The sequence below is a fragment of the candidate division KSB1 bacterium genome (assembly GCA_034521575.1).
In the GTDB taxonomy this organism is placed as follows: domain Bacteria; phylum Zhuqueibacterota; class Zhuqueibacteria; order Residuimicrobiales; family Krinioviventaceae; genus JAXHMJ01.
On sequence record JAXHMJ010000001.1, the window covers coordinates 501,908 to 521,196 of the forward strand.

Below are 19,289 nucleotides of genomic sequence, written 5' to 3' on the forward strand. Positions count from 1 at the left end.
ACGCAGCTGGCGCCGCCCTCTGTGCGGGGCAACGCTGTTCGGATTTCGCACGAATTGCAATCGCGGCTCGTTTTTTAGCGACGCGGCAAAGAAAAAGGAGTCCGGGGCGCGCGGGTGCACAGAGCGGCGTGGATGGCTTGGCCGGCTTTGTGGTCTGGCGGCTGGATTTGGCGGAGCCAGTCTGGAATGGCTGTGATCGTGGCAGGTGGTGCGGGCGGTGTTGGTTATGGCGGGCGTGGTTTGCGGTGCGGGCGGATTCGGCCTGGCTGCGATGAGTTTGACTGGCGCGCGTGCCGGGCAGGCCAGGAACGCCGCGGTGCGTCGCCGTTTGTTATAAAAGCGGACGCCGAGGGAAGCTTGCGCGCCGCGCTGGTGGCTGGCGGTCGGGGCTGTGAGACGGTCGGCGCGCAGGGTGAACGAGGCGGCCACCGGTATTGCTTATTCAGCCTCTGCCCTTTTTTTGAGTTTTGTCGGTGTGTCCGATTTATGGCCCTGACGGGTTTTGGGATTAGATTGAACGGGGTTGGGTGTTTCGTCGAGGATTTTGGCGTCATCAATCGCATGTTTACGGTAGATCGGCTGGATGTCTTGCTCGTCTTTGGGAACCAAGGTAAAGGTTTTTTGCAGGTAAAGTGAAGTCGATTTTGCATCCCGGATGCATCTCGTTTTTTCCGGACAGGGTTTGCAGTTTTTGTCCTGCCGGGGGCAGTACATGCGGGCGATGATTTTCCAGGCGTCGGTTGCAAACATTATTCGGTGCTCCTTTCTGTGTTGTTTGAGATGGGCCGGCGTTCGGGCTCTGTGCCGCCGATGAGGATTTCATAATCAAAGTTAATTAACGCGCCTGCTCTGGCTGAACAATTTGTGCAATATTCGCGGGATGAACAGGTTTTGCAGTTCTTTTTAATGTGGTCGCACATTGTGAGGGCGAGTTTATTGACAAAGAACAGATAATGTTTGGCGGAGAGAATGTGTGGGTAATATCCCTGTTTGAGAATTTTTGATTTTGGGATAAACGCGAAATTACGGAATAAAGCGTCGTGGGCGGCTCTGGCCATTGCATAACAACGGGGGCGGTCGCGGCAAGTGCCACACTTTCGCTCCGGGTACAGGCAACGGCATTCTGCTAAAATTAAATAGATTGGCTTTTCGTGCATGATTCCTCTGATTTGTTGTTTTTTGCTTTTGGGTGGATGTTTTTATGGATTTCCAAAATCCGGTTGATAATGGGTTGATTCGATCTATTCCAGGAAAAATGACTGCGTGCATATTCTGACCCTTGATTTGATAATTTTTTCAGCCGTTCAGAGTTGGATTTGAGTTTTTTCAGGGCTGCTGCCAGATCGTCGGGTGATGGATTGTGAAACGTCTGATCATCAAAGAAATTCATGAGCCTGAATTCGTCCGGCTTGAATACGACGGGTTTGCCGGGTTTTATTTGTACAGAGTTCGACGATGTGCAAAAGGATTGGAGACCGCCGGTTTTGGTGACCACCGGGACGCAGCCGCAGGCCATGGCATCGAGCGCCGGCAGGCACCAACCTTCGCCGCGTGTGGGCAGAACAAAGCAGTCACAAGACCGGTATAATTTCGGGATATCCTCGTCCGGGATCGGATCCTCGATGATTTGAATCGGCGCAAAGTCTTTCACACCCGTATCGGTTTTGGCGCTTTCGACGGCCTCGCGGATGATCCGGCGGCCGGTTGATTTGTTGACCGCGACAACACTGGAACGGATCAAGAGCCGGACTTTATCTTTCGGTGTGAACGCTTTCATCCAGGCGCGCAAGAGAATGTCCGGGCCTTTGCGCCACTGCCAGGCGAAAACGGAACAGGCGATGAAATCGTACGCATCCCGATCGAACGCAACCGGTCCGGAGGATGAGTAAAGCACAGGGTCCGTGCCTTCCGGCATGTGGTAGACCGGCATCGAATTGTGCAGGTGTTTTCTGAATTGTACAACGTTATCCGGATTCGGAGTCCATACTTCATCCGCGGTTGAGCATCTTTGGATGACACCGGGATGCATGGATTGGGTTTCGATCATGGTGTAGAGAATCGTGTATCGGCGCTGCTGATATACCGGATGCGGGGGCAGCATGATCAAGCGAATGATCGGGTACCTGGGTTTGAGCTTGATCTTGCGGTAAGGTTCCAGGTCCGGGAACGGCAGCGGTTTTGTGTTATTGTAGCAAACGAGCCGGACCCGGAAACCGGCGTTGATGAGAGATCGGGCGACGGCGCGGGTGTGAACGGCATAACCCGAATGATCGTGCATGCATCCGTACAATTCCAGTTCTACAGAGTTTGACATATTTAATCATTCCTCGAAATCAGGTTCATTTAATTGTTATTACTGATACTGTCCATTGCCAAAGGTGTTTGTGCCGTACCATCTGCGCGGCAATTCAATCTTGCCTGCGAAACATTGTTTGATAAAGAAATTATATCCGGGAATATTGTCCCTGATAAAGCCCAAACGGGTATAATAGAGCTTTTCGCTTTCAGAGGATCCGACCAGGCGAAACGGGCTTGTTTCATTTTGACGCGGTTCTGCAACTGCGCTTGTGAGGCCTGGCCGGTGGGTTTGCTCCAGCGGGTGACCGTGGTGTTTTGTTTGTGGGTGCGGTAGGTGATTTTTTTGCCCAGGGTTCCCTGCGCTTTGAGTGAGAATAATGGAGCTTTTACTTTTGCCATGGTTTGGAAATCTTTCCGCTACAAAGTTCGAGATATAGTATAAAAAGCTGGTTAACGTGAATCAGATTGTCACTGTGAAAATCAATGTATCGCTTTCGCTGCTGATATTTTCCTCGGTATCAATGGCCTGAACGGTGATATAATAGTTGTCCGCCGGTAAAATCAAGTCATAGTGATCGGCCACGATTGGACTCTCCGGGAGTCGCTGCCAGCTGGCGTAATCAGTTGACAGGTTGATGAAATAGCCCGCGAGATTATTGAGCGGCCAGCCGTTGTATTTGTTGGTGACGGCGTCCCAGGATATCTCAATGACTCGTTTTACGGGGTCGGATTCGTCTATGCCTTTGTCCGTGTGTGTGGGGTTTTTGGGGCTATCCGGAGAAATGGCGGCGTCTACGACGCAGGTTGTCAGGGATTCGCCTGATGAATTATTGTGCAGATAATTGTGGACACCATGGGCCCAGCGGTGGGCGCGTTGATCAACGTGGGCGCTGGTCGGGTCCTGAGCGGGCACGACTTTTCTGCGGCAGATCGTTTGTCCGAACGGATTGCGCTGGAACACAAAGATATTGGAGAATGCTTCATAAAAGCCATTCATGAGGGGTTGTGTGACTTTGGGCATGAGACTGGTCCTTGATTTTGGTCGTACAAAGTTCGTCATGCATCGAGCGCGCCTGCTGCTCTGAGTAAATCCGTTTCGAATTGTTTGGCTTCGGCCTGGACTTGATTTTGTATTCCCTCCCACATTGTCTGAAATTCCCTGAGGTTTTTGGGATCGTTCTTTTTGATCCATTCCTCAATCGGCAGAAATTTCTGCAGTACTTTTAGAGTGAACATGTGGATCGGATCGTTTGAGGCTTTGCGGACATATTCGAGCAAAGCATCCTTTTGTTCTCCGCTTAAATCTGATGGATCGAACATTTATTCGGTCTCCGGTTTAAAACAATCCATTGAAATGTCAGGATATTGTGATTCCATGGCGTCGATGTCATTCGGGACATCAGGAGAATTTGAATAGAACCCCTCGCCGAAAACACTGGTGCCGTACCTGAGATTGTGGCGTTCCGGCAAGTCGCCGGAGTAGAGTCCCGTGCTGAATTTTGATTGCCCGTATTTGTTGTTTTTGGAAAATTGACTTTTAAACTCGCACGTACCTGATCGTTGTTTGCCGCGTTTTATTGCTTCATGGCGAAACCGTTCCTTGTCCGCGGATGAAATATTGTTCGTATTGTTTGTGGCCGCCTTGAGATGAACCCTTTGGAGCTGCTGGCGTTGGGTTTTGGGATTCGCGCCGGCCTGCACGCCATGTTTGATTTGCAGGCTGCCGTGGCTGCGTTGAAATGTGATCGCGTCCGGCTGGCCGCGCCTGACTGTTCCTGATATTCTCAGTCCTGCAAAGATTAGTTTGTCATCCAGGTCTGTGGACATTGTCTTTAGAAATTCCTTTTTCTTTCTGTGCTTGCTGCGCGCGCGTTGATCTTATCGCGCGCCGCTCTTTTGTTACTCTCGCACCGCTGTCTCAATTTTAATGAACCGCTACATAAATTATGAATATTATCTCGGTGGCGGACTTTTGGGCTACAGCGGATAGAAAAAATATGGCGGCCATTCACCGATTATATTGTATCCGTTGCTCAGGGATTCATCAATGTAAGCAGCATGTTCTTCATTAAAGCAAGAAAAGCAGCTATTGAGTTTCACATCATAGGTTCCTGAAATGCGCTGTATGGTAGATCCCGAGTCATTGAAAATCAAAGTGCTTGACCGCATATTGATTCTAAATTTTGAATAGAAACTGGTCCCCGTACAGGCAGAAAGCGGAGCGCTGTTATCTGCTTCTATGAAAGAAAAGAATAGAGATACACTCGTGTACCAGTTATTCGAATAAAGATGACCGAAAAACATAGAAGAGGATAAATCGAAATATACAGTATTGTCACCGGCGATAACCGGTTCAATGATACCGCGAATGTGGCAGCCTATGAATCTATAATGCACAGAACGATTTATAGCGTCGTTGAATTTGATAAGCGGGTGTGCGTTTTCCGAAAGCTGAAACGAGCAATTGCGGGCGTGGACATCACAATAGCCCGTATCAAACAAAGCAGGCAGCGTGGAGGAACTGCCGTAGACCTTGCAATTGACCAGATGAACGGAAAGCTCCCGAGAGCTGGTGATTACAGACGCATCCGTGAATTTAAAGAGAATGTTTGACATTCTCAGATTGGAGGCGCCGGTGTTATCAATACAATGGCCGCTGGCGGGTTGAATTTGAGCAACGGGATCAATGGCGCTCTCGTAATCCTGCATGATCATGGACGCGCCGACGATATCGACATATTCTTGGGCGAGATATTTTCGGTGTAAATGCCGGGATACACCAGGATTGTGTAGCGTTTATCGGGACTGGCGTCTGTGATCGAATCGATGGCATCCTGTATGGATTCGAACTGGCCATTGTCTTTTGCCACGGTCACGATTCTGGAGGGGGTGATCGGTTTGCCGTCCGCACTGACAACGTCCACAAGACGGGTGGTGAGATCACTGCAATTTCCCTGTGGATCCGTACCGATCGCGGCGGTCATGTCACGGATAAAGGCGCGGACATTGTTCATATGTGCGGCATCGTAAGTATCAACATATTGCTGAACATCCGGCAGGTTTGCTGAATTTGCAATTTGTTCGGGGTATGGACTGTCAACGGGCATTAGAATACTCCTTAAAAATGGTTGGTATGAGATTTTATGATATAGACCAGAATACCCGCAACAGTGGGCAGCAGAATCAACAGGATTTTGATGCATGTTCTTCTGAAACGGGTATTGCGGTCAACATGGACATAGAGACCTGAGAGCGGATTGTCAGGATTGCCGAACAGACAATCATAGATTTGCTGAACCTGTTCCGCCATCTTGTCAATTGTTTCATTTGTATCAGGCATTTAATCGATTCCGGGAATTGATTTCATGGAATTTGGATTGAATAATGGCGTCGAGATGATAATCTTTCGGATCCAAACCGGCGTTTGTGAGAACATCCTGCAGAATTTTGTCTGTGATTTGCTTTTCTTCCTGATGGTTGCAGGGTTGCTGATAATAACCGTCCAGTTTACCGGATTTGACCAGAAAAACGGTTCGGGTGACCTGGTTGTCCAGCCACACATCAAGCGCGGTGTTCAGGTTGACGTTGGCAAAATCATGAAAGATGTGTGAGCATTTGCGAATGTAATATGTAGCGGCAATCATGAAAATGATGGCGATAAACAAGAAAACGAATAACAGTTCTAACATTTGACCGGATCTCCTATTTTACCTTTGATGAGTTGACGAGATTTCCACAGGCGTTCGAATTGCTGCCTATAGTCATGATTTACGGGCTCTGACAGGGTTAAAATTGACGTTTCGAAATTGCTGCGGGCGGCACGGCGGCTGAAATTGTGTGACCCTACCACGGAAATATTATCATCGATCAGGACCAGTTTGGCGTGCAAACGCGTGCTTTTGCCGGCAAAGGCCACTTTGAAATTTTCCTGTTTGAAAAATTTGGCGATGAATTCGTTTGAGAGTCGAAATCGCGGACTGCTGAAATCGGAATTGAGCAGCATACGAACCTTGACGCCTCTGGCGCAGGCGCGGCGCAGAGCTTTAAAGAAATCATTTACGACATTGTTGGAACGGCCCCGGTAATAGCGGGCGGTATAGATACAGATATCGATTGAATCCTCTGCGCGGTCGAGGTATTGGGGGAGTATTTGAAAATAATTGGAAATAAGCGGGACTGAGTAGCTGTGAGGAAGATTGTTGAGCGTGTTCTGCGGAATTTTCGCCATACATTAGATCCTTTCGACCGTGTTCATTCACCCTTTTAAAAAACCGGCCGTGGGATTAAGCGGCCGGTTTCAGCGGAGCGCTATGGTGAGGCGTTGAGATGGGACTCGTCAAGGCATCGTCGGCACGCCGCCCTGGTCCAGATACTGCTGGACGTAAAAGTTATAACCGGACATTACCAGGCCCAGGCCTCTGGCGCGGGCATTCCAGTTATCTTTTTCCCCGGACGACATTCCCTGCCATACCGTCACAGCAGAGCTGAAAGCTGTCCGCTGAGTGGTCTGGCCGGTGGATTTCGGATTGTACGGCGAAACACGGGTTCGCACGTAGTTGCGGCCTTTCCACTTGGAAAAGGTGAACGCCTTGCCGATGGTTCCGGACGCATCCAGGGAGAACAGAGGTGCTGTTACTTTGGCCATGTCAATTTCCTGACTTTAATTAGGTGCACTGTGATTTACAGGGAAAGTATAAAAGAAACGGAATGAAATCGCAAGGGAAAATGAAACAGAAAGAAACGAGGTGTTACAGAAAATAAGGGTAAGTTTAGGGAAAACAGGGGAAATGGATACAGAATTGTAACTTTGGTGAGATACTGCGCGGTCCGGGTGTTCGACTGGAGGTGGAATCTGCTGTTATTATACGCGCCGGGGTGAAAACCCGACGCGATCCTGAAAACAACCTCCTTTTTCCGTTTATCATTACATTTGAAGCGCTAAACAATCTATTTAGAGCCCGAGAGCGATAAAAAATTTATTTGATAAAAGCAATGATTTTTATTGATTTTATAAATAATTTTGAATAGTTTCTTTTGAATGCTAATAAGAAACTGTATACTCACTGGTTGGGCGAAAGGAAGAATGATATGAGCACGAATCAAACGCCGGACAGCGAGACGGAGCAGAGCCAGGATGCAAGGCGCGAGGAAGCCGGCATGTCGGATTTTCTGCGAATTTCGGAAAGCCACTATCGCAGACTCTTCGAGTCTGCCAAGGACGGTATTCTGATCCTCGACGCCGAGACCGGGATGATCACGGATGCCAATCCGTATCTATTGGAATTGCTGGGCTACTCGCGCGAAGATTTGGTCCAGAAGAAAGTCTGGGAGATCGGTTTCCTCGCGGATGTTGTCGCCAACGAGGCTAACTTTTCCGAGCTACAGCAGAAGGAATTCATCCGGTACGATGACCTGGCGCTGGAGGGCCGCGACGGAAAGCGGCATGAGGTGGAGTTCATCAGCACTACCTATCTGGAACGCGGCCAGAAGGTCATGCAGTGCAACATCCGAGAAATTTCTGAACGAAAGAAAGCAGAAAGAGTAGAGCGGGAATCCGCACTGATGATCCAACGGATTATCAATGCAATACCCGCTCGTGTTTTCTGGAAGGACAAGGATCTTGTCATCCTGGGCTGCAATGCGGCATTCGCCCATGATGCGGGTTTCGCCGATCCCGCGGACATTATCGGAAAAGACGACTTCCAGATGGGATGGCGCGAGCAGGCGGAAAAGTATCGCGCCGATGATAGAGCCGTCATCGAAAGTGGTTGCGCCAAGCTGCTCGTCGAGGAAACCCAGACGACCCCGGCCGGGGACACCATCACGCTGCTGACAAACAAATTGCCGCTGCTCAATGAGGACGGTGAGATCGTTGGTGTGATCGGAACGTATATGGACATCACGGCCCTCAAGCAGTCCCAGGAATCCCGCGACCTGTTGGCGATTGCGGTGGAGCAGGCGGCGGAGGCGATCATCATCACGGATCAGACGGGCAGCATTGTCTATGTGAATCCGGTCTTCGAGACGATTACCGGCTATACCCGTGAAGATGCCATCGGCCGGAACCCGCGAATTCTCAAGAGCGGCAAACACGACGAAGAGTTCTACCGCCGGATGTGGGCGGAACTGACCGCCGGGCGCGTGTTTCGATGCCGCATGATCAACAAGCGAAAGGACGGCACCCTCTACAAGGAAGAGTCCACGATCTCACCCGTGCAAAATACGACGGGCAATATCACGCATTATGTCGCCGTGAAACGCGATCTCTCGCACGAAACACATCTTGAAGAACAACTCCATCAAGCCCAGAAGATGGAGTCGGTGGGCCGATTGGCGGGGGGCGTGGCGCATGACTTTAACAATTTGCTCATGGGCATCATGGGATACGCCGAGATGTGCAAGGAGGAAATTGAGCCGAACCATGCGATCAGGGGGTGGCTCGACGAAATAAGCTTGTGCTCCGAGAGGTCGGCTGAAATCACCCGGCAACTTTTAGCCTTTGCCCGGAAACAGGCTATTGAGCCCAAGGTCGTGAACCTCAATGATTCCGTGGAGAGCATGCTCAAGCTGTTGCGGCGGCTCATCGGTGAGGACATTAATTTGGCCTGGCGGCCCGGCAAGGGCACGGGTTCGGTACTGATCGATCCGGCGCAGATTGACCAGATCCTTGCCAACCTGTGCGTCAATGCTCGTGACGCCATTTCCGGCGTCGGTGAGATCGTCATCGAGACCGAAAAGGCTCACATTGATGCAGAATTTTGCGCAAGCCATCCGGATGCCATTCCAGGAGAGTATGTCTGTCTCTCGGTCAGCGACAATGGCTGCGGAATGAAAGAGGAGGATCTGGCGCAGGTGTTCGAGCCGTTCTTCACGACGAAGGGGGTCGGCAAGGGAACGGGTCTGGGATTGTCCACCGTCTATGGTATCGCCAAGCAGAACTTTGGATCCGTAGACGTCTACAGCGAACCAGGCAAGGGCTCGACATTCAGGGTCTATTTGCAAGAGGTTGAGGCAGAGGTCGTGAAAACAACCGTTACCAGCAAGGCGGAAGCACCCAGAGGACGAGGGGAGACCATCCTGTTGGTGGAGGACGAGAAATCGCTGCGCGTGACCTGTGGCCTGTTCCTGGAAACCCTCGGGTATCACGTCGTCGTCGCGGAGACACCGGCCGAAGCCTTGAAACTGACAGCCCAGCATCCGGGGGCCATTCATCTGTTGTTGACCGACGTGGTCATGCCCGGAATGGATGGACGCCAACTGGCGAAAAGAATCACTGTGGCCAAGCCAGGCGTCGAGGTGCTGTTCATGTCCGGTTACACATCTGATGTGATAAGCAGACGCGGTGTAATTGACGAAGGCATGCATTTCATGTCCAAGCCGTTCACGCGCGATGACCTCGCTCGCAAAGTGCGAGAGTTGCTCGATGCCTCATCCGTACAAACGACATAGCTGCCAATCGAGTAGGCGGCTACGGCTATAAGACCGGAGTGCGCCTCTCAAACCACCCCGATAAAAAAACATCGGGGCAGGCCGTGCGTACGGGGCTCGTACACGGCGGTTCCCGCCAGCAGGCGGGCAAGCTATTAACCATGAGTCAAGTGTGTTTTGACAGTGTTCTTTCTTAAATTGGGCTTGAGCAGGACTTGGATACGACTATTCGTCCATGTTCATCACGCAGAGCTTTAAAGAAATCATTTACGACATTGTTGGAACGGCCCCGGTAATAGCGGGCGGTGTAGATACAGATATCGATTGAATCCTCTGCGCGGTCGAGGTATTGGGGGAGTATTTGAAAATAGTTGGAAATCAGCGGGATTGAATAGCTTTGAGGAAGATGGTTGAGCGTGTTCTGCGGAATTTTCGCCATACATTAGATCCTTTCGACCGTGTTCATTCACCTTTGAAAAGACCGGCCGGGAGTCAACGGCCGGGTTCAGCGAAGCGCTATGGTGAGGCGTTGAGATGGGACTCGTCAAGGCATCGTCGGCACACCGCCCTGGTCCAGGTACTGCTGGACGTAAAACGTCATAACCGGACATTACCAGGCCCAAGCCTCTGGCGCGGGCATTCCAGTTATCTTTTTCCCCGGACGACATTCCCTGCCATACCGTTACAGCAGAGCTGAAAGCTGTCCGCTGAGTGGTCTGGCCGGAAGACTTTGGGTTGTACGGCGAAACGCGGGTTCGCACGTAGTTGCTTGCGGCCTTTCCACTTGGAAAAGGTGAACGCCTTGCCGATGGTTCCGGACGCATCCAGGGAGAACAGAGGTGCTGTTACTTTGGCCATGTCAATTTCCTGACTTAAATTAGGTGCACTATGATTTACAGGGAAAGTATAAAAGAAACGGAATGAAATCGCAAGGGAAATTAACAAGAAAAGAAACAAGGGGTTACAGAAAAAAAGGTAAGTGATTAAAAAACAATGAAAATTAATAAGGGATTGTAACTTTGGTGGGATATCTGTGAGGACAGGGTGGTCGTTGGGAAGTGGAACCTCTTTTAATGCGGCACGCCGGGGTGGAAACCCGATGCGATCCTGAAAACAATCCCCTGTTCCCGTTTATCATTGCATTTAAAGTGCTATACGACCTGTTTAGCGCTCGAGAGCTATAAGGAATTTATTTGATAAAAGCAATGATTTTTATTGATTTTATCAATAATTTTGAATAGTTTGTTTTGAATGCTAATAAGAAACTGTATACTCACTTGTTCGATGAGAGGAGAAATGATACAATGAGTGTAGTTCGATCTGCGGAAGCCAAGCTTGCTGCGGTAGTCAGTGGGGCTCGCGCGATTCTGGAGAAGCAGACCTTCTCCGATTCCGCACGCGCGATCTTCGACCGTTGCTGCGAAATGACTGGGGCAGTCTCAGGCTATGTTGCACTTCTGAGTGACGATGGGCATGAGAACGAAGTCTCGTTCTTGAGGCCGGAGGGATGCCGTGTTCAGTAGACCCAGAACTGCCGATGCCCATTCGTGGACTCCGCGAAACTGCGTATGTGAGCCACAAGCCCGTATACAACAACGATTTCATGAACAGCGAGTGGGTAAAGTACATGCCCGCGGGGCATGTCGTCATGAGAAATGTGCTGTTCGCACCACTGAACCTTGATGGGAAGACCGTGGGCATCATGGGCCTGGCCAACAAACCTTCGGACTTCACGGATGCAGACGCTGATATAGCAGGTGTCTTTGGAGATCTGGCCGCAATCGCCTTGTCCAACAGTCGGCACCTTGACCTTCTCAACGAAAAGAACCACGAGTTGGAGCGTACGCTGTCCGAAATCAAGACCTTACGTTCCATCTTGCCGATGTGCTCCCATTGCAGAAAAATTCGAGATGACGAGGGCTTATGGACACGACTCGAAGCGTATGTCTCAAACCATACAGGGACTAATTTCAGTCACGGAATGTGCCCCGACTGCATCCGGGAACTGTACCCCGAAAATGCCGACGAGATCATCGAACAACTGAATTCACCCGACGAGAAATAGCCGCGCCGCTTTGCTCTGCGACCATTCCACGCGGGTGATTCAATGGGTTCGACGGAAGCAAAAATATGCCTCAAGTTCATTTATTAGATTCACGTGAAAAAGCATTATCTACAGTGAAGCAAAAAATCTGGCCTGCTCCCGATGATCAAAGCGCGGTTGTTGCAGCCCATTTGATTATTGAGGCCCTACTTTTCCAATACCTCCAGCAGAATGTCCGAAATCAAGAAAGACTTGAATCTGTTGGTCTTCGATTCTACCAGACACTTAAGCTGTGCAAATGCTTTCGGGAGGAGTTGGATAATGAAAAATGGTTCTGGTCGACACTTGAAATACTAAACCAGATTCGCAATAGTCTATCTCGTGATATCGAGGTCACCAATTTACCCGAGTTGATAAACCGCTTATTTATGGCCGCTGGCGATCACATCGATATCTATGCCCCAGGTACGTGACCCAAAGGAAAGGGAAGACAATAGGCTTAAGGTTTTTCTTGTTATTCTTTGTGGGGTAGTTCGCAAGTTACAGGATGCGAAGGCAGAAATCTGAAGCATCGAACCTTGCTGCTGCAGTGGACGGCGCAAAAAGCGCGCAGCCCGTTAGCAGCAAACTATGAGGAAATAAAAATGTAAAAGCTATTAGAATTAATACAAAAAATCCCAGATATATTAGTGGTATTAACGACAACGAATTGCTCTTATAACATCATTTTTTAATATTTTTTGTATCAACCTTTTTAATCTTATCAAACGATCTGAGACCGGCGATTCCCAACATGCCGGTGATGATTGAATAGAGAAGCGAATAGTCAAAGGGGGCCGGCGGGGTGTCTGAGACATTGAACCATAGGAGTATGGGGTATACAATAAATTGATAAAACAGGGCCAGGGCGCCGATCCAGCCAATGGCAGGGCGCCATCCGGCGATAAACAGGGAGCCGGAGTTTGCTTCGGTTGTGTTGGTGTGTGATTGAGATGCATTGATCGCCGAGAGAAACAGGGCTTTTGATTTGACCAGTTCGTTCTTGAGTTCCAATTTTTCTTCTTTGGATGTGAATGTGTTGTCGATTAGGTTGTCAACAGAATCAATCAGATCGCCCAGGATTGCAAGTTTTATTTTTGCCATTGTGTTATATCTCCTTTACGCTTTTGAGTGAACGGTTTATCCAGCCCAAAAGAAAGCGTTTCTGTCTGGAGGATTTGTTACAGATTTTAGCGTATCGAGCAATGCGGGAAACCGCGAAGCGAAGAAAAAAGACTCCCGGCCAATGTGATCAAGATTGTTCAGCGTGCTCAGGGTGACCGGTCCCATGATGCCATCGATCGGCGGACAGTTGGCGGCGATTTGAGCAAGTTTGGTCGCTGTAAAAACGCCGGATAACACTGCCGTGTCAAATAAAAGGGCTGCAATGAGTTGATCTTTGATTTTGTCGCCTTTGACAGGATTCCAATATTCATGGCGGTAGATGTTCATTGCCCCTTCGCGGTCCAGGTTTTTGATATCAATATCCGGATGGGCGGATTTTGAGATGCCCCACCTTGTTTCGCCGCCGTGATCGGTGGGATCATTCGTGTAGGTTCCGTATCCCTCGTTGATCATTGTGTTTTCGAAGCATTTTAAAAAGTTTGCCATAATATCACCTTTGTGGGTTGGTTTTGAGTTTTCGGATTGCGTTTCTTGAAATGATTTCGCGCTGGCCATTGTCGAGGAATTCGACCAGGGCGCTGTTTTTGTCGCCGCGGGACAGCAACTTGAATATGCGTCCTTTTAATTCTTTGCGCTTGGAGTTGTTACCCCAGGGGTAATAATAGAGCGAATCAATTCCCGGGAGTGTGCGGTATTCAACGGTAACGGTGTAGCTTTGAGCTTTATCGATAGCGTATCGCATGCCCTGACTGATTCCGCGGTCCATGTAAACCACAGACCGGTCAGCAACGGACAGCCATGCAAGATGCGCGTCGATTTCGATCTTGCGTTCGTGGGGGATTGTGTCATTCAGAATAAACGGCTGCGTATAAAGCAAGTGGCCGGCAATTGGCGATTCTCCGCGATTGAGGGAATCCTTGATGCAGAGCCTTGCATAGGCTGTATTGACCGGAATATTGCGAGCGAACGGTGATTCGAGACTGACAAGGGATCTCATGGGATAACTCCTGTCTATGAAAATAAAGACATTTGAACAGACGGCATTTCCTGAACCATGTCGCCGTTGAGCCGATGGCCACCGTATGAACCATTGATTTTTTCTTTGCCGCCCCACTGCTTGAAAAAGAACGGAATATTGGCCAGGGCACAATCCTCTTGTATCAGTTGAACCCATTTTTCGAGTATGGGTCGGGCGCCGGGGCCGGATTCACCGCCCACAATGACCCAGTTGATTTTGCCTGAATTTGGAGACTTTTCGGACCAAAGCCTGAATCCAAAATCAATTTTTTCGAGGAGGGGTTCGGCGCTGATAAAACGAATCTGCGCCGGAATGTCCAGCAGGAAATTAAGCTGTGTGAGAGAATCGTTTGTACCGATAGATGTTCCCAACCAAACATTGTTCCAGCCATTGCCCCAGTCTTTGGGCAGGCACTCGCGGATGCGGGCGGCGCGTTTTGTGAGAATTTGATAAGTGAGGTGTGGTGTGTTGCGAATGATATCCCAGGCCTCTCCCCGCCATTCGTCGGCTTCCCGGATGAAAAAGTCAGACCAGCTGCAGGTAAACACAAAAGCCGAGTCCTTGCATTTCAAAGGTGCATTGAAGGTCTGATCCGCAGCCCGGATGATCTGCGTGGGATCGTTACCGTAGCGTTTTTGTTCGCGAAACATATAGCAATTTGAACAGCACTTGCAGACCTTGCGGCAGCCGCGCCAGGGATTCCACGTGTGGTCTGTCCATTCGATTTTTGTGTTTTTTGCCATGGTACTCCCTTTCTGTGTTTTTATCATTGATGGCCATAGGGGATATACAAGCTGCGTGAAGTATCATTACAGGGGTGCGGATAGTAATGTTGAACAGCCGGTTTGCAGGATTTGAACGGTTCGCATCCCCATTTATTGACGAATTTTGTGCGGTTGAGTCGGAATTTTTTGTGCGTGCAGATTCGTCCGGGTTTTGACGTGTTGGTGATGCCGGACAGGTGAATCATGGGCGCGCCGGTGAACGCTGCGGAATCGTGTCCGGCGATCCAGAGACGGGCGGAGTAATCGTCATCGTCGAAATAGGCGGGAGAGAATTGCTCGTCGAAATAGCCGATAAGATTGAGGGTTGTCTTGGAAAACAGGATGAACGCATAATCGGATGCGGGTTTGAATCCTCTGGCAGACGATTGAAGATCAGCCGGAAAACGAGAAATGGTTTGCAACTGATCGGGGGAAAGCTCGGGTCTGCGGTCGACTGCAGAGAGCATGAGATAATCGTTTTTGCGGAAAGAGGCGTAAAGCTGATCGATGGTCTGTTGCGCGAGCAGAACGTCATTATTGCCCAGGATGAACGTTTGAAATCCTTTGCACTGTGCGCGGTAGAGTCCTTCATTGTAGGCATAAGGAACACCGCGGTTGGTGCCATTGTGAATGACTTTTATATCCATGCTTTTTGACTGCATGATTTGCTTAAATTCCGCAGCACGGGGAAGCGGACCGGAATCGTTATGAATGAGAAACAGTTTTATGAAATGATCCCGGGAATGAATTGATTTTGTAAAATTCAGGGTCATATTGACCAGTTCAGGCGTGTTGAGTATTACCGGAGTTATGATTGCAATTTTTGCCATGAGTGAAAAATCCTTTCTGTTTGATTAACAGGCAGCCGCCATTTTTTGCAAGTGTTTGTAGAGCAGGACATAAAGCGGTGAAATATGATCACCGGAGAGATTCGGGTCATGGATATGCAGTTTTTTGTGATTGAACACATTGACCGCTGCGGAATGATCGTATTCGAAATCCCAAAACTCACAACAGCGGCGGAGGTTGTCGATATAATCCGAGAATTCAACGCTTTCACCGAATTGAATCACGGGAATCTTTCTATTGATCATGCGTGAATAATAAGAGGCCCAGAGCTTTACGCTCTGTTCAGCTGGAAGAGAGAATCGTTTCTTGATGCTTGCGGCCGTGGCCAGGGGATTGCGGAAGGTGCAGATAAACTGAAAATCAATATCGATGTATTCATAGATATTCAGAAGCAGCAGAATCCGGGGGTCTTTGATGAGATTGATTTGCGGATTCTTGAGAAAATATTTGTGCAGGATGGTTGCCGTGAATTGATCCGGGTGAAACGTGGTATGTAGCGGGACATTATGCCAGTTCATACCGCGTTTTAGAAGCATTTGCTCGTTAATGTTGTTGAGTTCGGGGTCTTCAAAGAACGTGGTTTTATCTGCACAATCTGAGAGAGTGAAACCGGCCTCCTTGAAATATTCGGTCAAGAGTGTGGTGCCGGATGATTGTGACCCTAATATGCAGGTTATTGTTTTTGGCATTGATCGCCCTCCTGATGGGGATTGGATAGATGGTTTATTTCGGATTCGAGTTGTTTGATTTCATTCATTGTGCAGTATGAGCTATTTTCAAGTTGGGCTTGTTTGATTAGCAAATTATCTAATTTTCTTTTTTTGATCTCCAGTATTGAATCGGAGATAACAGAATCAAGAAAATTTAGAAAATCAGGTTTGTTGTCGAATTGATAATGGCCAATGTCAGAGGTGTAAATTCTGAAATAGTATTTGATTTGGTTGGTACGAGAATCTGTTTCTCTGCGGTATTCGAAGGAAACATATTTCGGGTATTTTTCAAAAATTTTATCCAATCTTTCCTGGATTTCTTGCATGGTTACAGTCTCCTTTTTTTCCGTGAAATTCCGCCCCAGACGGGCTGGATAGATTTTTTGAACTGGCGCTCCCAGCGATAAAAGGTCTGGCGTGAAATATTGTAATCACGGCAGACGTCTGAAACCGAACGCTGCAGGAAATACACTTTGAAAATGGCCTGGCATTTGTCGCGGCATTTGAAATTATGTTCCCGGGACGGTATCATTACAAAAGGTTCTGCATGAGTTTGATTGCAAGCAACAGACCGGCGGCATCGGCCAGCAGGTCCATGACGAAATCATGGCAATTTCTGTAAGCGAAATAATGCAAAAACTGTTCATATTCCTGAGCCAGTGCGGCGCCGACGATGAACCAGGGTGAAATCCGGGCCAAAAGAACAGCGCAGGACAGCAGGAAAAATGAAATAAAATGAAACAGCCAGCTTTTGGGAAAAGTTTCAGCCGCGAGATCGTCCAGCCGGTATAGATTTTTGTGTATGTCCGCAACGATTGAGTGCAAAAAACCTGAAACGAATCTGAGTAGATATTTGAATTTTGTCATGGGATCTCCTTAAACTGTTTTATAATCAGGATATTTTGTTGTCAGTGGCCGGTAATTTTCGCCGGCCTTTTTTCCGCATTCTGCACAGATCAATTCTGGAACGACATTGTTGTGAAAATGTGCATCGTCGTATCCTGACTGTTTCGTCGTATAGCCGCAATGCTCACATTCAAAAATTGCGCGGAAATCGCGGCGGTGTTGACTGAGTATTTTTTTTATATGCATGGTCGAGTTCCTTTTTATCGTGATGGCAATTTTGGTTAATTCTTTGTTATCTTTTTAACTGCATGACGCAATAATCTTCTGCTATTCCATACTTTCCGCCATATAAAACATATGATATTTCCATTGTCGGTAGTTCCCGACCTGTGAGAACTCCATCGACAACCTCTTGCAAACAGATTGTATCGTAAACCTTATAATCGCGGTCGTTTTTGCGTACCTCAAATAGTTTATTTCCCTTTGCTGTTTCTTGAAAATATCGAGATTCACATTTTAAATGATGATGTTGTGTTGGCATTTTTTTTATTACTTATTTTATAGTGATGGCAATTCAGGAATTAAAAATTGTCTTTGTGAGCATCCCAGCCTAGACTGGAATCTGCAAGTGCAAGTCTGTGTATCGCTTCATTTGATTGAGCATCTATAATATCGCGAGCATGGTTATAGCTGACGACACTTGCTGCATTGTATAAATATTTTGAACAGATTTTTTCCGCTGCAGTTTTTGAAACGATCTTAAGAATCAAGAAAGATTCTGTGGATGTCCACCATTTTGACCTTGTATGATTTCTGTCAATCAGTGCTAACATCTCGTCTTTGTAACGTGATTTACAAACTATTGCATACATTTCAAATTTCCCTATGTTGAATGATTCCCTGACCGGCGAACAATGCCGGTCCAGGTGGCAGGTTCTGATTAACCTGTTTGGTTTAATAATTCGTCATTTTCATCGCGGAGCTCGGCATTTTCCTTTTTTAGAGAATCGACTTGCTCTATCAGTGCTTCTATGTCAGGTTCCAGATAGGACGTGTATTCGTTTTGGAGATCATCGATTGCATCGATCAGCGCATCGGGTACATCTCCGTCATTGCGGTTCATGACCTCGACAGCGTAGTGAAGAGCCCTGTCAAAATCACCGAGATTTCTGTCAATATTTGCCATTGCATTCATCCTTTTCGAGTTTGTGGTGTAAAGTCCGGCACAGCAACCCGAGTTGCCGCGCCGGTAACGAATTAAAGATCCAGTTCGGTTTGACTGGGTTCAAATGTGACAGTAACAGCGCCGGTCTGCAGAGATGCGAAATCCTTGACGCTTTCAATCAGCTTTGAGCTTCTCAGCGGGATTCGCAGCGCTAAAGACATGACCAGGTTGCCGTCTTTGTCCGCTTTGACCTTGGTGTTATCGATCTTGGCGGTTGCTGTGAGTGGATCCAATGTGCGGCCTCCTTTTGGTAAATGAGAGTGATTAATTTGATTTCCGGGCACGTTTGCAAAGCAATTCTGAACGCTTTTGATTCTATGAATTTTCTGAATGTCTTTGCATCTTTGGGTCGCCCCTGGCGGTAATATTCGACTGTGTACATGTTAAAAGCTCCCTTTTGAGATGACCAGTACTTCGGCACGAGCGAGCTGATACTCTTCGGATTTACGCACAATTGCTGCCAGCCATTGCGAAAAAGGCTTATTGATATCAGCATCCTTTTGGATGTCTACAATATACTCAAGCGTCAGGCGCCTGTAGTTTTCGCTGTGTTGATACATGAATACTCCTTATTCGATTTGGTCGCCGTTTTCGTCGATTGCTGAAAATTCGTTTGTGAATTTGATAATTTCAGGCGGAACCTTTTTATCGACCGCGGTGATGAGGTATTCGGCGACATAACGAGAATCGTTGAAACAGCCGATCAGACCGACGGCGCGATCGAGCAAGGCGGCGCAGAGATCCTCGGCTTCATGCAGACGCCCGAGGCAATCATCATAGCCCTCCCCGTCGCAAAGACCGGTTTGAGCGTTTTTGCAAGTTTTAGAAATATATTTTATGTCGGATATGATATTGTCCGGCAATTCGGCTGAACAGCCCGGCAGGCGCGGAATTTCCCGGACGGCCGGAACGACCGGTTTGTAAAATGGATGTGATAACATGG

General features: G+C 48.3%; 29 protein-coding genes and 1 pseudogene. 3 read left to right on the plus strand and 27 right to left on the minus strand.

The genetic code is table 11. The features are described 5' to 3' along the window. Positions 1 to 438 precede the first annotated feature (438 nt). The 12 genes from U5R06_02255 to U5R06_02310 all read right to left on the minus strand — a co-directional run bounded on the left by U5R06_02255 (position 439) and on the right by U5R06_02310 (position 6,943). A complete protein-coding gene (locus U5R06_02255) occupies positions 439 to 750 on the minus strand; it encodes a hypothetical protein (GenBank protein MDZ7721663.1) in 312 nt (103 codons plus the stop codon). 382 nt (positions 751 to 1,132) lie between these two features. Next, complete coding sequence (locus U5R06_02260; protein MDZ7721664.1) at positions 1,133 to 2,314, minus strand: glycosyltransferase family 4 protein; 1,182 nt, start codon at positions 2,312 to 2,314, stop codon at positions 1,133 to 1,135. 29 nt (positions 2,315 to 2,343) lie between these two features. Beyond that, positions 2,344 to 2,697 carry a hypothetical protein gene (locus U5R06_02265; GenBank protein ID MDZ7721665.1) on the minus strand — a complete coding sequence of 118 codons (354 nt, stop codon included), beginning with the start codon at positions 2,695 to 2,697 and terminating at the stop codon, positions 2,344 to 2,346. Between the two features lie 61 nt (positions 2,698 to 2,758). Beyond that, complete coding sequence (locus tag U5R06_02270) at positions 2,759 to 3,319, minus strand: hypothetical protein (protein ID MDZ7721666.1); 561 nt, start codon at positions 3,317 to 3,319, stop codon at positions 2,759 to 2,761. 35 nt (positions 3,320 to 3,354) lie between these two features. Beyond that, on the minus strand, positions 3,355 to 3,618 hold the full coding sequence (locus tag U5R06_02275) for a hypothetical protein (protein ID MDZ7721667.1): 264 nt from the start codon (positions 3,616 to 3,618) through the stop codon (positions 3,355 to 3,357). Next, positions 3,619 to 4,125, minus strand: coding sequence for a hypothetical protein (locus tag U5R06_02280; GenBank protein MDZ7721668.1), 507 nt, complete (start codon positions 4,123 to 4,125; stop codon positions 3,619 to 3,621). Between the two features lie 150 nt (positions 4,126 to 4,275). After that, positions 4,276 to 5,013: a hypothetical protein gene (locus U5R06_02285; GenBank protein ID MDZ7721669.1), complete on the minus strand. Its 738-nt coding sequence runs from the start codon at positions 5,011 to 5,013 to the stop codon at positions 4,276 to 4,278. Next, positions 5,010 to 5,405, minus strand: a complete 396-nt coding sequence (locus U5R06_02290) for a hypothetical protein (GenBank protein ID MDZ7721670.1) — start codon at positions 5,403 to 5,405, stop codon at positions 5,010 to 5,012. The genes U5R06_02285 and U5R06_02290 overlap by 4 nt, the downstream gene beginning before the upstream one ends. An 11-nt stretch (positions 5,406 to 5,416) precedes the next feature. Next, positions 5,417 to 5,638 (minus strand): hypothetical protein, encoded by a 222-nt coding sequence (locus tag U5R06_02295; protein MDZ7721671.1) that lies wholly within the window; start codon positions 5,636 to 5,638, stop codon positions 5,417 to 5,419. Further along, positions 5,631 to 5,987 (minus strand): hypothetical protein, encoded by a 357-nt coding sequence (locus U5R06_02300; GenBank protein ID MDZ7721672.1) that lies wholly within the window; start codon positions 5,985 to 5,987, stop codon positions 5,631 to 5,633. The genes U5R06_02295 and U5R06_02300 overlap by 8 nt, the downstream gene beginning before the upstream one ends. Continuing rightward, complete coding sequence (locus U5R06_02305) at positions 5,981 to 6,526, minus strand: phospholipase D family protein (protein MDZ7721673.1); 546 nt, start codon at positions 6,524 to 6,526, stop codon at positions 5,981 to 5,983. The genes U5R06_02300 and U5R06_02305 overlap by 7 nt, the downstream gene beginning before the upstream one ends. A 108-nt stretch (positions 6,527 to 6,634) precedes the next feature. Then, positions 6,635 to 6,943: a hypothetical protein gene (locus U5R06_02310; protein ID MDZ7721674.1), complete on the minus strand. Its 309-nt coding sequence runs from the start codon at positions 6,941 to 6,943 to the stop codon at positions 6,635 to 6,637. Between the two features lie 443 nt (positions 6,944 to 7,386). Here U5R06_02310 and U5R06_02315 point away from each other — a divergent pair, with 443 nt between their 5' ends. Beyond that, a complete protein-coding gene (locus tag U5R06_02315) occupies positions 7,387 to 9,747 on the plus strand; it encodes a PAS domain S-box protein (GenBank protein ID MDZ7721675.1) in 2,361 nt (786 codons plus the stop codon). 172 nt (positions 9,748 to 9,919) lie between these two features. Here the strand turns inward: U5R06_02315 and U5R06_02320 are convergent, their stop codons facing one another. Both U5R06_02320 and U5R06_02325 read right to left on the minus strand, forming a co-directional pair. Then, positions 9,920 to 10,165 carry a hypothetical protein gene (locus U5R06_02320; GenBank protein MDZ7721676.1) on the minus strand — a complete coding sequence of 82 codons (246 nt, stop codon included), beginning with the start codon at positions 10,163 to 10,165 and terminating at the stop codon, positions 9,920 to 9,922. A gap of 206 nt (positions 10,166 to 10,371) precedes the next feature. Next, positions 10,372 to 10,584 (minus strand): hypothetical protein, encoded by a 213-nt coding sequence (locus U5R06_02325; GenBank protein MDZ7721677.1) that lies wholly within the window; start codon positions 10,582 to 10,584, stop codon positions 10,372 to 10,374. 640 nt (positions 10,585 to 11,224) lie between these two features. Here U5R06_02325 and U5R06_02330 point away from each other — a divergent pair. Further along, a pseudogene (locus U5R06_02330) lies at positions 11,225 to 11,791 on the plus strand (GAF domain-containing protein). A 65-nt stretch (positions 11,792 to 11,856) separates the two neighbouring features. Beyond that, positions 11,857 to 12,243 (plus strand): hypothetical protein, encoded by a 387-nt coding sequence (locus tag U5R06_02335; protein ID MDZ7721678.1) that lies wholly within the window; start codon positions 11,857 to 11,859, stop codon positions 12,241 to 12,243. A 250-nt stretch (positions 12,244 to 12,493) separates the two neighbouring features. On the opposite strand, the gene U5R06_02340 is transcribed toward U5R06_02335, so the two are convergent. The 13 genes from U5R06_02340 to U5R06_02400 all read right to left on the minus strand — a co-directional run bounded on the left by U5R06_02340 (position 12,494) and on the right by U5R06_02400 (position 19,287). After that, positions 12,494 to 12,913, minus strand: a complete 420-nt coding sequence (locus U5R06_02340; GenBank protein MDZ7721679.1) for a 3TM-type holin — start codon at positions 12,911 to 12,913, stop codon at positions 12,494 to 12,496. A gap of 36 nt (positions 12,914 to 12,949) precedes the next feature. Then, positions 12,950 to 13,420, minus strand: coding sequence for a glycosyl hydrolase 108 family protein (locus U5R06_02345; GenBank protein MDZ7721680.1), 471 nt, complete (start codon positions 13,418 to 13,420; stop codon positions 12,950 to 12,952). Positions 13,421 to 13,424: 4 nt separating this feature from the next. Further along, entirely contained in the window at positions 13,425 to 13,931 is a 507-nt protein-coding gene (locus U5R06_02350; GenBank protein MDZ7721681.1) for a hypothetical protein, read from the minus strand. 14 nt (positions 13,932 to 13,945) lie between these two features. Further along, positions 13,946 to 14,695 carry a DUF5131 family protein gene (locus tag U5R06_02355; GenBank protein ID MDZ7721682.1) on the minus strand — a complete coding sequence of 250 codons (750 nt, stop codon included), beginning with the start codon at positions 14,693 to 14,695 and terminating at the stop codon, positions 13,946 to 13,948. A gap of 23 nt (positions 14,696 to 14,718) precedes the next feature. Further along, the gene (locus U5R06_02360) at positions 14,719 to 15,546 is read right to left on the minus strand and encodes a hypothetical protein (GenBank protein ID MDZ7721683.1); all 828 of its coding nucleotides are present in this window, start codon (positions 15,544 to 15,546) and stop codon (positions 14,719 to 14,721) included. A gap of 24 nt (positions 15,547 to 15,570) precedes the next feature. Beyond that, positions 15,571 to 16,254 (minus strand): hypothetical protein, encoded by a 684-nt coding sequence (locus U5R06_02365; GenBank protein ID MDZ7721684.1) that lies wholly within the window; start codon positions 16,252 to 16,254, stop codon positions 15,571 to 15,573. Then, on the minus strand, positions 16,239 to 16,580 hold the full coding sequence (locus U5R06_02370) for a hypothetical protein (protein MDZ7721685.1): 342 nt from the start codon (positions 16,578 to 16,580) through the stop codon (positions 16,239 to 16,241). The genes U5R06_02365 and U5R06_02370 overlap by 16 nt, the downstream gene beginning before the upstream one ends. A 226-nt stretch (positions 16,581 to 16,806) precedes the next feature. After that, the gene (locus U5R06_02375; protein MDZ7721686.1) at positions 16,807 to 17,142 is read right to left on the minus strand and encodes a hypothetical protein; all 336 of its coding nucleotides are present in this window, start codon (positions 17,140 to 17,142) and stop codon (positions 16,807 to 16,809) included. A 560-nt stretch (positions 17,143 to 17,702) separates the two neighbouring features. Next, the gene (locus U5R06_02380) at positions 17,703 to 17,993 is read right to left on the minus strand and encodes a hypothetical protein (GenBank protein MDZ7721687.1); all 291 of its coding nucleotides are present in this window, start codon (positions 17,991 to 17,993) and stop codon (positions 17,703 to 17,705) included. A 68-nt stretch (positions 17,994 to 18,061) separates the two neighbouring features. After that, positions 18,062 to 18,307, minus strand: coding sequence for a hypothetical protein (locus U5R06_02385; GenBank protein ID MDZ7721688.1), 246 nt, complete (start codon positions 18,305 to 18,307; stop codon positions 18,062 to 18,064). Between the two features lie 71 nt (positions 18,308 to 18,378). After that, positions 18,379 to 18,579, minus strand: a complete 201-nt coding sequence (locus U5R06_02390; GenBank protein MDZ7721689.1) for a hypothetical protein — start codon at positions 18,577 to 18,579, stop codon at positions 18,379 to 18,381. Between the two features lie 150 nt (positions 18,580 to 18,729). After that, entirely contained in the window at positions 18,730 to 18,906 is a 177-nt protein-coding gene (locus U5R06_02395) for a hypothetical protein (GenBank protein ID MDZ7721690.1), read from the minus strand. A gap of 9 nt (positions 18,907 to 18,915) precedes the next feature. After that, complete coding sequence (locus U5R06_02400) at positions 18,916 to 19,287, minus strand: hypothetical protein (GenBank protein ID MDZ7721691.1); 372 nt, start codon at positions 19,285 to 19,287, stop codon at positions 18,916 to 18,918. Between the last annotated feature and the right edge of the window lie 2 nt (positions 19,288 to 19,289).